General features: G+C 55.1%; 14 protein-coding genes. 13 read left to right on the top strand and 1 reads right to left on the bottom strand.

Annotated elements, in window-relative coordinates; genetic code table 11:
* Positions 1-21: 21 nt before the first annotated feature.
* Positions 22-435, bottom strand: a complete 414-nt coding sequence (locus PMI21_RS29440; RefSeq protein WP_157214290.1) for a hypothetical protein — start codon at positions 433-435, stop codon at positions 22-24.
* A 21-nt stretch (positions 436-456) separates the two neighbouring features.
* Between PMI21_RS29440 and PMI21_RS22695 the strand changes: the two genes are divergently transcribed.
* The 13 genes from PMI21_RS22695 to PMI21_RS29675 form a co-directional block, all read left to right on the top strand.
* Positions 457-1,554, top strand: coding sequence for a phage baseplate assembly protein (locus PMI21_RS22695; RefSeq protein ID WP_007935045.1), 1,098 nt, complete (start codon positions 457-459; stop codon positions 1,552-1,554).
* Positions 1,551-2,135, top strand: a complete 585-nt coding sequence (locus PMI21_RS22700) for a phage baseplate assembly protein V (protein WP_007935043.1) — start codon at positions 1,551-1,553, stop codon at positions 2,133-2,135. Before PMI21_RS22695 ends, PMI21_RS22700 begins: the two co-directional genes overlap by 4 nt.
* The gene (locus PMI21_RS22705; protein WP_007935041.1) at positions 2,132-2,569 is read left to right on the top strand and encodes a phage GP46 family protein; all 438 of its coding nucleotides are present in this window, start codon (positions 2,132-2,134) and stop codon (positions 2,567-2,569) included. The genes PMI21_RS22700 and PMI21_RS22705 overlap by 4 nt, the downstream gene beginning before the upstream one ends.
* A gap of 66 nt (positions 2,570-2,635) precedes the next feature.
* Positions 2,636-3,763, top strand: coding sequence for a baseplate J/gp47 family protein (locus PMI21_RS22710; protein ID WP_007935039.1), 1,128 nt, complete (start codon positions 2,636-2,638; stop codon positions 3,761-3,763).
* A gap of 6 nt (positions 3,764-3,769) precedes the next feature.
* The gene (locus PMI21_RS22715) at positions 3,770-4,366 is read left to right on the top strand and encodes a YmfQ family protein (protein WP_007935036.1); all 597 of its coding nucleotides are present in this window, start codon (positions 3,770-3,772) and stop codon (positions 4,364-4,366) included.
* An 8-nt stretch (positions 4,367-4,374) separates the two neighbouring features.
* Positions 4,375-6,075 carry a hypothetical protein gene (locus PMI21_RS28425; RefSeq protein WP_007935034.1) on the top strand — a complete coding sequence of 567 codons (1,701 nt, stop codon included), beginning with the start codon at positions 4,375-4,377 and terminating at the stop codon, positions 6,073-6,075.
* Entirely contained in the window at positions 6,075-6,380 is a 306-nt protein-coding gene (locus PMI21_RS22720; RefSeq protein ID WP_007935032.1) for a hypothetical protein, read from the top strand. Before PMI21_RS28425 ends, PMI21_RS22720 begins: the two co-directional genes overlap by 1 nt.
* 272 nt (positions 6,381-6,652) lie before the next feature.
* Complete coding sequence (locus PMI21_RS29435; RefSeq protein ID WP_007935030.1) at positions 6,653-8,692, top strand: hypothetical protein; 2,040 nt, start codon at positions 6,653-6,655, stop codon at positions 8,690-8,692.
* A gap of 58 nt (positions 8,693-8,750) precedes the next feature.
* Positions 8,751-9,302: a glycoside hydrolase family 19 protein gene (locus PMI21_RS22725; protein ID WP_007935028.1), complete on the top strand. Its 552-nt coding sequence runs from the start codon at positions 8,751-8,753 to the stop codon at positions 9,300-9,302.
* Positions 9,299-9,616: a DUF6527 family protein gene (locus PMI21_RS29835; RefSeq protein WP_007935026.1), complete on the top strand. Its 318-nt coding sequence runs from the start codon at positions 9,299-9,301 to the stop codon at positions 9,614-9,616. Before PMI21_RS22725 ends, PMI21_RS29835 begins: the two co-directional genes overlap by 4 nt.
* Positions 9,607-10,116 (top strand): DUF2514 family protein, encoded by a 510-nt coding sequence (locus tag PMI21_RS22735; RefSeq protein ID WP_007935024.1) that lies wholly within the window; start codon positions 9,607-9,609, stop codon positions 10,114-10,116. Before PMI21_RS29835 ends, PMI21_RS22735 begins: the two co-directional genes overlap by 10 nt.
* A 398-nt stretch (positions 10,117-10,514) precedes the next feature.
* Positions 10,515-10,982, top strand: coding sequence for an anti-virulence regulator CigR family protein (locus tag PMI21_RS22740; protein ID WP_007935023.1), 468 nt, complete (start codon positions 10,515-10,517; stop codon positions 10,980-10,982).
* A 178-nt stretch (positions 10,983-11,160) separates the two neighbouring features.
* Positions 11,161-11,512, top strand: a 352-nt coding sequence (locus tag PMI21_RS29675) for a hypothetical protein (RefSeq protein WP_007935021.1), incomplete at its 3' end; no start/stop codon positions are given.

Raw genomic sequence — 11,512 nt, 5'->3', positions numbered from 1 at the left:
ATTAGCCGGACAAGTGCAGAATCATCTCTTGGGAATTACTTCTGTTTCAGGGGTGAATTTTTCACACGCGCCGGATAGATACCCGCTTGCAACATATCCGCTATACCCGAGAACGCCATTGTCTTTGACAATGATTATATTTGACACATCTACCCATCCATTTGGTAACGCGGTTTTTCCGCTATTGAATATCTTGATTTCGTATTTCATGTTTTTAGGAGGAACGGGGCTTCCGCACTGAGCTTCTTTCAGCAATTGTTGATTATATGGCTCTATATTTTCTGCTGCTCCGAACTTCTGAAATGCAATGGCGGCGGTCTTTGCTTGCGAACAAATAATAGGCTCCTTGACTGCGAAGGAACACTTGGCGAAAGCCGGCCCAGAGCCTGAAAGCGCAACTATTGATAATAAAAATAATGAAGCTTTTGCGTTCATAAATTCTCCCTGAGGCTACCAATGCAAGCTGATGATCTAACCATAACATCGGGCGATCTGAATATCACCGGCTGGACGGATATCCGTGTTACGCGCGGTATTGAGCGGCTGCCGGGCGACTTCAGTGTGGGGATGACCGAGCGTTTTCCGGGTGAGTTTGATCGCCTTTCAATTGAGCCAGGTGCAGCGTGCCAGGTCCTGCTCGGCGATGACCCCGTCATCACCGGCTATGTGGGCCGGGTAGGACCAGGTATTGGGCCAGGCTCACACTTTATTCGGGCGAACGGACGCTCTAAATGTGCAGACTTGATCGACTGTGCCGCCGAGTGGCCGGGTGGACAGATCAGTAACCAGACGGTGCTGGGCATTGCACAAAAACTGGCGTCTGTATATGGGCCAAGCATCAACGGGGTGCCGGAAGGTATCCAGGTTTCCAGCGATGTCACCGATTTGCCGATTCTCCCGCAATCAAATCTGATGCTCGGGGAGTCGGCTTTTGAGGTAATTGACCGCATGGCACGCTTCTCGGCAGTGATGGCCTACGACCTCGCGGATGGCAGCCTTTTCCTGTCGAGGGCCGGCACTCGCCGGGCCGCCAGTGGCTTTACCGAAGGGGTCAATGTTCAGACTGCTTACGCTGACTTCTCCGCGGACCTGATTTACTCCGATTACAACGTCTATATCCAGTCCGTCGATACCTATACCGATCTGGGGCTTGGAGGCAATCGCCTGCATACCGTGAAAGACATCAACTGCAAGCGTCACCGAGCGATGGTGATTATTTCAGAGGGTGGCGGTATGGGTAACGATATCGCGATCAAGCGTGCCCAGTGGGAGGCGGCTCGACGCTACGGCCGCTCCAGAGTCATTAGGCTGACCACTGATAGTTGGCGAGATGTCTCGGGCGCCCTGTGGGAGCCCAACACGCTGGTTCCCGTCTACCTACCGAAGCTGAAGTTCATCTCAGAGAGCATGCTGATCAGCGAGGTGACTTTTCTACGTGGCGTGCATACCGGCACAGTGGCGGAACTGATACTCATGCCGCCAGAGGCGTTCCTTCCGCAGCCGATCAACCTTACTCCGCTTTATGGCGAGTTCTCCCAGGCGGTACCGCAATGACCAGTGAGCCCGACAGTCTGGGAGTTATGCAGAGGATGTGGCGCCGAATTCAGCTGATGTCTAGTTGGGGTCGGGTCACGTTTTGTGATGACGGCAAAACCGCACAGCTGCTGCAAGTGAAACTCAACGACTCCGAGACGCGCGACGGCACGCCGAGGATCGCCGAGTTCGGATTTACGTCGTTCCCTCCAAACGGCTCTGATGTCCTGATGGTATTCATGGGCGGTGATCGCTCCAAGGGCGTCGTGGTTGCTACAGGGCATCAGCAAAGCCGCCCAGTTGGACTGGTTTCCGGCGAAAGTATGGTTTATGACCTCTGGGGCAAAAGCATCTATTTGACCAAAGACGGCGGCATTGTCGTGGAGGCTGGGGGCACTCCGGTTACGGTCAATAACGCAACCACGGTCACAATCAATGCCGCAACAGCCGTTGAGATGGTCACGCCGGTATTGAGAGTCAGCGGCGATATTGAGGCCGGGGGCAATGTCAAAGACAGCGTCCGCACGATGGCCGAAGACCGAATCCTCTTCAATACGCACACCAACGGGAGCGGCACGACAACGCCGACACCACAACAATGAGCGATATCACCACAACCTGGATTGTCCGGAGCGGCACGGGAGACTGGTCGATCAGTGCTGGCGCCCTAACCAGCGGTGACGATCTGGAAACAGCCGTCCTGATCAGCCTGTTCACCGATCGAGCTGCCGAGGCTACCGATATACCGCCGGACGGCGGCGATGACCGCCGGGGATGGTGGGGGGACGAGGATGAAGACGTTCCGATCGGGTCGCGCCTTTGGCTGCTTGATCGATCACGCCTGACTCCCGCGATTGCCAACACGGCACGAATCTACATCGAGGAGGCGTTGAAGTGGCTTGTCGATGATGGGGTGGCCACCAGCGTCAAAGCGCTCACGGCCATCTCGGGGGAAAACCAGTTAAACAGTATCGTCACCATCACGCGCAGCGACGGCACGGTGGTCCCGCTCAAATTCAACTGGGCCTGGCGATAGACCTGAATTCTGTATTACCGCACTCCCGCCAGGCGCGGGATTTTTTTTGCCTGGAGTTTGTCGCTCATGCCATATCCCAGACCCACTCTTTCAGAGCTGAGAGCGAGAGTCGCTTCCGACATTACGTCGGGGATCCCGACCGCCGATGGCTTGCTACGTTTTTCCAACCTACAAATCCTCGGTAAAGCAGTCGCCGGCCTGGACCATTTGAACTACGGCTATCTCGACTGGATCGCTAAACAAGCTGTTCCTTACACGTCATCCGGTGAGTATCTACAGGCGTGGGCGGCTCTCAAAAACGTATACCAAAAGACCGCATCTTTCGCCGGAGGCAGTGTCACTTTCCCCGGCACTGTTGGAGCTACGATCGATAGCGGTACCGAGATTTCACGAAGCGATTCGTTCACTTTCACCACCCAAGCATCCGCCACTGTCGGCGTAGGTGGCATGGTGACGGTGCAAGTTTTGGCTGATCTGGCGGGTGAGGCAAGCAACACCCCGATGGGCAGCTTGATGACGCTTGGGGTTTCGGTTGACGGCATCTCGTCGAGCGGCGCTGTCACAACGGCAATTACCGGCGGTGCGGACCAAGAAAAAGAGGACGCGCTATTCCAGCGAATGTTGGAGGCTTATCAGAACACGCCTATGGGCGGATCGATTACTGATTATCCAATATGGGCCAAAGCGGTACCTGGTGTGACACGGGCCTGGTGTGCTCCGAACAGCTTCGGTGCCGGAACCGTTGTGGTTTATGTGATGTTCGACGAGGCAAATGCTGGTCACCAAGGTTTTCCTCAGGGAATCAACGGTATCTCTTCGAGTGACAACAGGGTTACCTCGGGAAACCTCGCCTCAGGCGATCAGCTAACAGTGGCCAACAGCATTTTCCCCAAGCAGCCAGTCACGGCGATGGTCTATGCCTGCTCACCCATAGCTGCGCCGAAAGATTTTACTATCACAGGCCTCACCGGTGCCTCGATTGCCGTTCGCGCCGCGGTGGCTGCGGCTATATCCGACGTCTTCATGGAGCAGGGCGCCCCTCTTACTGATGGGTCATTTGTGGCTCTTTCCGATATCGATTCAGCTATTGCGGCGCTCGCATCGACCAAGGGGTTTGTGATCACCTCGCCTGTTACAAACATCGCAAACGTTCTTGGCTATCTACCCACCCTCGGCTCCATTACCTATAGCTGATCCCCTATGCCAAAGCCTTCGTTCACCAGCGCTGATTTCACATCCGCGCTGCTTGGGCTACTTCCGCGTGGCCGTGTTTGGCCGAAAGAGCTCAGCAGTGTTCATGCGCAGGCGGTGTCCTGCTTCGCCCCCACATTTCAGAGGCTCAGTGATTCCGCGCTGGGTTTACTGGTCGATGCATTCCCATCCACAGCGGTGAATCTTCTCGGTGAATGGGAGTTGACCTTGGGCCTGCCCGACCCCTGTGCCGGGGTGTCGCCGACCTTTCAAGGGCGGCGCAACCAGGTCGTTGCTCGTTTTACCAATACGGGTGGCCAGTCCATCCAGTTCTTTGAGGCCTTTGCGCTTGGTCTTGGGTACACGGTAACCGTCACTCAATACGCCCCTTTTCGATGTGGCCAGAGCACCTGCGGTCAGCAGCTCGGCGGCGAAGAGTGGTTCTTCACCTGGGCCATTAATAGTCCGCTGAACACCATAAGTTACTTCCGAACCGGCCAATCGGCTATGGGCGACCCTTTGTCCTCATGGGGCAACTCCGTACTCGAGTGCGAATTATCCGAAGCCAAACCGGCACACACCATTTTGCAATTCCATTATTCGTGAGGCCCTAGATGTATCAAATTGATAACTCAAGTGCGGCAGCGGTCATCCCGGCAAGCACGCCCGCCGGAACGCCTGGCTATTTCACTGACGGAAACCCGGCTACAGGTGTTGCTCCGACCATCTTGCCCGCTGAATTCATGAATATGGTCATGATGGAAATCCTGGGCGTGCTTAGCGCGGCTGGCGTTACACCGTCCAAGTCGAGTTTCACCCAGCTGACAACCGCAATCCGTGCTGTAGGCCGGCAAGCTACTATCGTCGCAGATACCGGAGCGACTAATACCTATACAGCCACAAATACCCCGGCACTCGGGGCGTTGCCTGCAACCGGCTACATTCAGCGCATCAGCATCGCGCACCTCAATACTGGAGCGTCAACATACGCACCGGATGGTTTGGCGGCCAAGCCGGTTTACGGCCTTGGCTTGCAACCGTTGCAGGGCGGCGAGCTCCCAGTTGGTGTGGCTACATTAATGTACCTGGTGCAAGCCGGTGTGAACGGTGGTAATGGCGCGTGGATTATTCTTGAGTCGCTTGGTGGGGCCGCTCAAATCTCCCCCGGAACAGGTTCAAACCATGCGGCAACGGTCGGCCAAGTCCAATCTGGGTATGGCAGTTTTGCCATCGACACGGGCACGGCCAATACCTACGTCTGCAGCTTCGCCCCCGCCCTCACTGGTCGCAGTGAAGGATTGGTTCTGCGCTTTAAGGTCAAGACTGCGAACAGTGGCGCATGTACGATCAATGACGGCCTCGGGGTGGTTCCGCTGGTGGGCGGTGCGCATGCTGCGCTTCAGGGCGGCGAATTGGTTGCCAACGGTGATGCCTGGGTGGAATGGAATGGCTCGGTAGGGTCTGGCTCATATATCCTGATGTTCTGCACTGGTGCTGCGGAGCAAGTCGCCAACGCCGCACAGAGCCAGCACGCCGTTCCACTCGGCCAAGTTCAAACACTGATTGCGGCAGGCCCCAGCATTCAGGGCGCGTTCAAAAATATGACGCTTTCGGCGACTGGAGCCAACGCTTCGGTAACGATTGCAGCCGATGAGATAATCGTCGAGAACGCTTCCAATCAATATCAGACCCTGCGCGCCGTCAGTGTTACGGCTAGCGCTGCGGGAACTGGGGCGAACGGCCTGGACTCCGGCGCGATTGCGGCATCCACCTGGTACAGCGTGTGGTTGATCTGGAACGGCACGACTATCGCGAGCTTGCTGTCGTTGAGTGCTACTGCGCCAACACTGCCATCCGGTTATACGCACAAGGCTCGCGCTGGCTGGATTCGTACCGATGGCACGGCGAATAAGTACCCACTTTCGTTTATCCAGCTCGGTCGCAGCGTGCAGTACAAGGTGGCGGCTGGGTCTAACCTGACCGCACTTCTCTTGATGGCGAACGGTGTGGCTGGATCGACTGGCACGCCTACATGGGTCGCCGTTGGCGTTTCAAACTACGTTCCGCCCACGGCTAGTAAAATCAAGTTTTATGGCGCAAATACATCGGCCACGGCGGGGACATTAATCGCTGCGCCGAATAACGCTTATGGCGCCGTCAATGCATCACCTCCACCTCCGATGGTGGTATCCAACGCGGGAACATCGCCGAACTCGGCCTACATAGAAATGGCTCTTGAGTCAACCAATATCTATTGGGCCAGCAGCGCCGCACCACAAAGTCTTATCTGCTTGGGTTGGGAGGACAACATCTAATGGCATACGCAATCAGAAACGACGGTCAATCCTGGCGCTCAGTGAACAGCGCCGACGACGTGATGGAGGGCGAGCATTACAGTGCTGAGACTCCTGAAGTCGTCACGCCAACGCTGACGCGTGAACAGGTTGAGGATTCCCGCCTGCGCGCTTATGCCGACCCGATCACCGGCTCCGACCGGTACTTTGCCGAGGCTGCACGCATACAGGCGATGGGCGGCACGCTCGAAAATGTGGAAGTGGCTCGTGCTGCCGGCGCGGCTCGATCGGCAGCGATTCAGGCGCTGTACCCATGGCCTGAATGATTGTCACGCCCTAAACGCCTCGCCGAAAGCGAAAGCTTTCGGCGATAAGCGGTCGAGAAGTCGCAATGGAAAAAATTGTGATTTCGGGAAATTACTTTGCGGCACAAGGATATTCAGCCATCATAAGCTATGTGCGTGATTGTAAATGGCAATAGCATGAAACCACTAACACCTAGTGGTGGCACTGCTCTGTCATTTTATAGTCACTAAATGAAATTTATCAGTCATGGCAAAAACTGCCGCGAAATGGAAGCGCAACATTGACAGCGTTAATGAAAGAGATCGGCACTGCTGAAAAAGAAGATGCTATATCAAAAGGAATAGTTGTACTTTTTTGTTTTTTCGTTTGCGTTGCTGTTTCAGCTATAGTCATTTGGTTTTTTGTATCGCATGAAATAGTGTCTACGCCCGCAGACCAGATTCTCGTTCACTCCCGGGCTGGGGTTCCTTACAATGTAGCACCTGAACCTGTAGAAAGAGCCATCTTTTTGACTTTAGCTGCATTATCTCCGGCTGCGCTGGTTGCTTATTTTTGGCTATCAGGGCTTGCTACTTCAAGCGGGAGGCGAACTCATAGCGCGCAAAAAAAACCGTCAATCCACTGGCAGTCAATACTAGTAGCATCATTATTTATATTGCCTTTTGTATCATCAGATTTTGTAGAGCTGTTGTTTTTCCCTACAGTCTGGGCGAAGAGCAATAAATCAATTATCGTTATGTGTGGGGCTATGGTTTCTTTGGCTGTAGCGTATCATAGTCAAACATATGAAGGTTCTGTTAAGCGCATATCATTAGTGGTTTGGTGGTCAATTGCCCTGATTGCTATAGCACTCCAAATACTGTCTTATCGTGTTAGCTCTATCAACTCAGTTACTCTTTCGCAATCTTGGTCGGTCCACGTCGACGCGGCACTTTATGCGCTGAATCAGGTCGTGCATGGACGAACAATTATCGCCGACCTACCTTCGCAATATGGTTTTTTTCCTGAAATTATCGCTCCAGTATTTAAAGCAATTGGTTTGTCTGTTTTTTCTATGACTGTGTTTTTTGCGGGTCTTCATGCGGCTGGACTCGTATTTATCGGCATATTGCTGCGTAGGCATGTGCATAACCCGCTGCTGTCGATTTTGATTTTCTTGGTAGTTTCAATCCCGATGAGCTTGTTTATGTATCTTAATGGGAGTGTTCAGGATATCTATATCCAATACTTTCCAATTAGATTTTTCTGGCCAGCGATTGCATTGCTGTTGTTCTCTTTATATTCGTCAAAACAAAGCAAAATGCTGTTTTGCGGACTTGGCGTCGTTTCTGGCTTCGCGGTGTTCTGGAACATTGATACAGGCATACCGGCGCTGATATCGATTGGGGCAACCATTCTTGTTAAGCCACTTATAACGAAGAGGCCTGCGTTTCACGGGGTTGGCTCTGCCGCGCTATTTGGCTCGATTGCCATCTCTACGATAGCTGCATGTTTTTTTGCTCTACGCATAAAGGCTGGCATTCCGCTCGATCTCAGCGAAGCCTTTGCTGCACAGAAGATTTTCTACATGACGGGGTTCGGAATGATCCCGATGCCTGTCTCGCTAGACCCATGGCAAGCCGTCCTTGTGATTTATGCCGCCGGAGCTATTGCGGCCCTATCAGGATGGCAGCGAGACCCAAAGAACAGCGTTTACGATGTGCTTCTTTGTAGCGCAATTATGGGACTTGGTTTGTTCGTCTACTACCAGGGCAGGTCCCATGTTAACTGTCTGATCCTGGTCTCATGGCCTGCGATCTTAATCGGCGGGGTAATGACGGACTTGGTGTTGAGAGCGGTGCGGAATCGTTCCGTCAATATGGCCTCAGCATCTCTCGCCATTCCTTTTCTGTTTTTTGTGTCTTTGGGCGCAATAACATTTATAGCTTCAAGCAAGGACATGGCGAAAGACGCGATACGCAACATGTCAACGCTTGACGTTGCAAGGGATCCAGTGGTCGCGGATGAATTGCGCTTCATGCGCGAAACATACCGCGGGAGAGCCTGCTTAATTCTTTCGCAACGCCAAGCAATCTATTCAGCAGAGCTAAATATTGCCTCACCGCTGAATGGCCCAGGTATCGCGGAAACTCTGCTACAGCGTGATCTCGACAAGCTGGTTAGGTCTGCGCTGACTTCGCCACTGGAGTGCATCTACCTTGGCGTCACGGAAGGTTCAATAACCTTCATCGACGTTAATGATTCAGCGCTGATGGCAAAATATCCGGTCATCTCAAGGAATCCGCTTGGCACCATGATGCTTCTTGAGCCGAGCTCAGCCGTCTCACCCTAAATAATCAAACCGCCGAAAGCCCGCCATGTGCGGGCTTTTTTACGCCTGGAGAATCGCAATGCCCATCACCCAGCAGCAGCTGCTGCAGATCCTTCCGAGCGCCGGCAAACAAGCCGGCGTTTTTGCGTCTGCGTTGAATTTGGCGATGGATCGCTACCAGATCAACACCCGGCTGCGCATGGCGGCGTTCATCGCCCAGGTTGGGCATGAGTCCGGGCAGTTCCGCTACGTGCGGGAGCTCGGCGGTGACCAGTACCTGAGCAAGTACGACACCGGGACACTGGCCAAGCGGCTGGGCAATACACCTGAGGCTGACGGTGACGGGCAGAAGTACCGCGGCCGAGGCCTGATCCAGATCACCGGGCACGACAACTACCTGGCGTGCAGCAAGGCGCTGTTTGGGGATGACCGGCTGCTGCGGACGCCGGAGCTGCTCGAGCAGGCCGAGTGGGCATGCAAGTCGGCGGCGTGGTACTGGAACTCGCGAAACATCAACGAGCCGGCCGATGCCGGGGATTTCGAACTGGTTACCCGACGCATCAATGGCGGGCTGAACGGGCTGGATGAACGTCTGGCCTTCTACGAAACCGCGCTGAAGGTGCTGGCATGACGGCCTTTCGCAGACTGTCTCGGGTACTGGCCACGACTGAGGAAGGGAGTCTGTGGTTTGAGTGCCCAGGCTGCGAGATGGTGCACCGGATCATGCATGGCCCCGGCCCAGAACCGCGCTGGGGTTGGAACGGTAATTTGGAAAACCCAACGTTCACGCCCTCTGTTCTGGTTCGCTATCCGTGGTCTGACGGGGACAGGGTCTGTCATTCGTTCGTTACCGATGGACGCATCCAGTACCTCAGTGACTGCACTCATGCGCTGGCCGGGCAGACCGTGAATCTACCTGATTGGGAGGACGAGCAATGCCAATAACAATTCCATGGAGGGCGATCGGCGCGCTGGCGCTGATAGCTGGGGCGCTGTTTGGCGTCTATCACCATGGCCTATCGGTGAAGGATGCCGAATGGCAGGTGAAGTGGAGTGACCGCGACACCCGAGACGCCACCGCGAAGGCCGCCAACGAGGCAACCGAGCGCGCCAAAGAGCAAGCCCGTCAACTCTCCATCAATAAGGCGATTCAAAATGGCCAACAGATCATTGACCAAGCAACTGCTGATGCTGCCGCTGCTCGCGCTTCTGCTGACAGCCTGCGCGGGGCAGTCGACGCCATTGCCGCTCGACTCGCAGCCAGTCAAGCCAGCGGCAATTCCTGCACTGCCGCCGCAAGCCAGGCAGCTACCCGCGCCGCAATGGTGCTTGCCGACGTGCTCAAGCGCGCTGATCAGCGAGCGGGCGACCTGGCTGAAGTTGCTGACCAAGCCCGAGCCCGGGGAGTGACCTGCGAGCAGGCGTATGACGGTATTGCGAAATAGGGATTGTGTTCGGTCGGCAGGACGCCGGGGGGAAGGGTGAGCCACTGTAGGAATATACAACGCTAAGTTATTGATTCTTATAGGGTGATGTGGCGGTTTTTTACATCCTTCAATTCGCCTATTTTCCTTTATAGATCAATTGCTTGCATTGGTTTCGTGGTCACCTTGACATGGTGGGGGTCGTTGGTTCGAGTCCAATCGCGCCTACCAAACAAAATCCGCTCTGCTGGGCGGTCTTGAAGGGCTCACCGAAAGGTGGGCCCTTTTTTGTTGTCCGCGATTTACCAGGCTTTTGCAAAACCCCATTCGGCGCCTCCCCCGGTAAACACAGTTTCTGAACTAATACCGCCATAGCCGTCTACATTTGCAGGGGACATCCCCTTTCTGAGAGAACGGATATGTTTAGATCTCGCTCGTTGATCGCCGCTATGACGTGTCTTGCCCTGGTGTCCGGTTCAGTGACTGCATTGGCCGACCCGGGAAACGGGAAAGGCCAGGGAGGAGGCAAGGGTAATCCACAATACAATCAGGACCATGGCAACTCCGGTCATGGCAACAAGGGGAAAGGTTCAGGGGGGGACGATTGGAGTCACGGCCCGAGCATCAACCACGGTAGCGTCCTTGGCATCGTGGGTGGTTATCGTGACTACTGGAGCCCCGGACCCGCCTTGCCACCCGGTATTCAGAAAAACCTCGCACGCGGTAAACCTCTGCCGCCGGGGATCGCCAAAAAACTCGATGGCCGATTGCTCGGCCAGCTTCCCCACTACGATGGCTATGAGTGGCAGCAGGCTGGCACTGACTTGATTTTGGTGGCCATCGCTACCGGGATCATCTACGAGGTGCTCAATGGTGCGTTCGATTGATGTGAGGGCGATAAATTTCAATTGCGCCCTTGCAGCATAACGACCAGCAACATCACGGGAAGCAGTGTGCAGGTTCGATCACTGCACATTGCCTGCCCGCTGGTCGCCAGCCTTTGAACTGTGTGGGGGGGAGACGGTCAATTATTCCGTGCAATATCAACCTCCACGGAACCCCACCATGCTATTAAAAAACAAGAGTTTTGTTGCTGTCATGTCCTGCGTGATGATGCTTGCAGCCGCCCCGTTATTGCCCGCTGAACTGTCCATCATGAGCTCCGCCTACGCGAAGGATGGTGGTAATGGCGGTGGCGGCGGTGGCGGTAACGGTAACGGTGGTGGCAATGGCGGCGGTAACGGCGGTGGTCATGGTGGCATCGGCGGCAACGGCCATTCTGGCGGCGTCAGCAGCAACGGCCGTGGCGCAGGCTTGAGCAGCGACCATGTCGGCCTTGGTGCAGGCTTGAGTAGCACCCATGTCGGCCGTGGTGCCGGCTTGAGCAGCGCCCACGTCGGCCGTGGTGCCGGCTTGA

The sequence above is a fragment of the Pseudomonas sp. GM18 genome (assembly GCF_000282195.1).
Taxonomy (GTDB): domain Bacteria; phylum Pseudomonadota; class Gammaproteobacteria; order Pseudomonadales; family Pseudomonadaceae; genus Aquipseudomonas.
Note: the sequence above shows the minus strand (reverse complement) of the source record. Positions and strands in the feature narration are given on the sequence as shown.

What these genes read in the sequence shown, in the direction of transcription:
- PMI21_RS29440 (WP_157214290.1), bottom strand. Translation starts at nt 435, where the DNA reads ATGAACGCAAAAGCTTCATTATTTTTATTATCAATAGTTGCGCTTTCA.
- PMI21_RS22695 (WP_007935045.1), top strand. Translation starts at nt 457, where the DNA reads ATGCAAGCTGATGATCTAACCATAACATCGGGCGATCTGAATATCACC.
- PMI21_RS22700 (WP_007935043.1), top strand. Translation starts at nt 1,551, where the DNA reads ATGACCAGTGAGCCCGACAGTCTGGGAGTTATGCAGAGGATGTGGCGC.
- PMI21_RS22705 (WP_007935041.1), top strand. Translation starts at nt 2,132, where the DNA reads ATGAGCGATATCACCACAACCTGGATTGTCCGGAGCGGCACGGGAGAC.
- PMI21_RS22710 (WP_007935039.1), top strand. Translation starts at nt 2,636, where the DNA reads ATGCCATATCCCAGACCCACTCTTTCAGAGCTGAGAGCGAGAGTCGCT.
- PMI21_RS22715 (WP_007935036.1), top strand. Translation starts at nt 3,770, where the DNA reads ATGCCAAAGCCTTCGTTCACCAGCGCTGATTTCACATCCGCGCTGCTT.
- PMI21_RS28425 (WP_007935034.1), top strand. Translation starts at nt 4,375, where the DNA reads ATGTATCAAATTGATAACTCAAGTGCGGCAGCGGTCATCCCGGCAAGC.
- PMI21_RS22720 (WP_007935032.1), top strand. Translation starts at nt 6,075, where the DNA reads ATGGCATACGCAATCAGAAACGACGGTCAATCCTGGCGCTCAGTGAAC.
- PMI21_RS29435 (WP_007935030.1), top strand. Translation starts at nt 6,653, where the DNA reads ATGAAAGAGATCGGCACTGCTGAAAAAGAAGATGCTATATCAAAAGGA.
- PMI21_RS22725 (WP_007935028.1), top strand. Translation starts at nt 8,751, where the DNA reads ATGCCCATCACCCAGCAGCAGCTGCTGCAGATCCTTCCGAGCGCCGGC.
- PMI21_RS29835 (WP_007935026.1), top strand. Translation starts at nt 9,299, where the DNA reads ATGACGGCCTTTCGCAGACTGTCTCGGGTACTGGCCACGACTGAGGAA.
- PMI21_RS22735 (WP_007935024.1), top strand. Translation starts at nt 9,607, where the DNA reads ATGCCAATAACAATTCCATGGAGGGCGATCGGCGCGCTGGCGCTGATA.
- PMI21_RS22740 (WP_007935023.1), top strand. Translation starts at nt 10,515, where the DNA reads ATGTTTAGATCTCGCTCGTTGATCGCCGCTATGACGTGTCTTGCCCTG.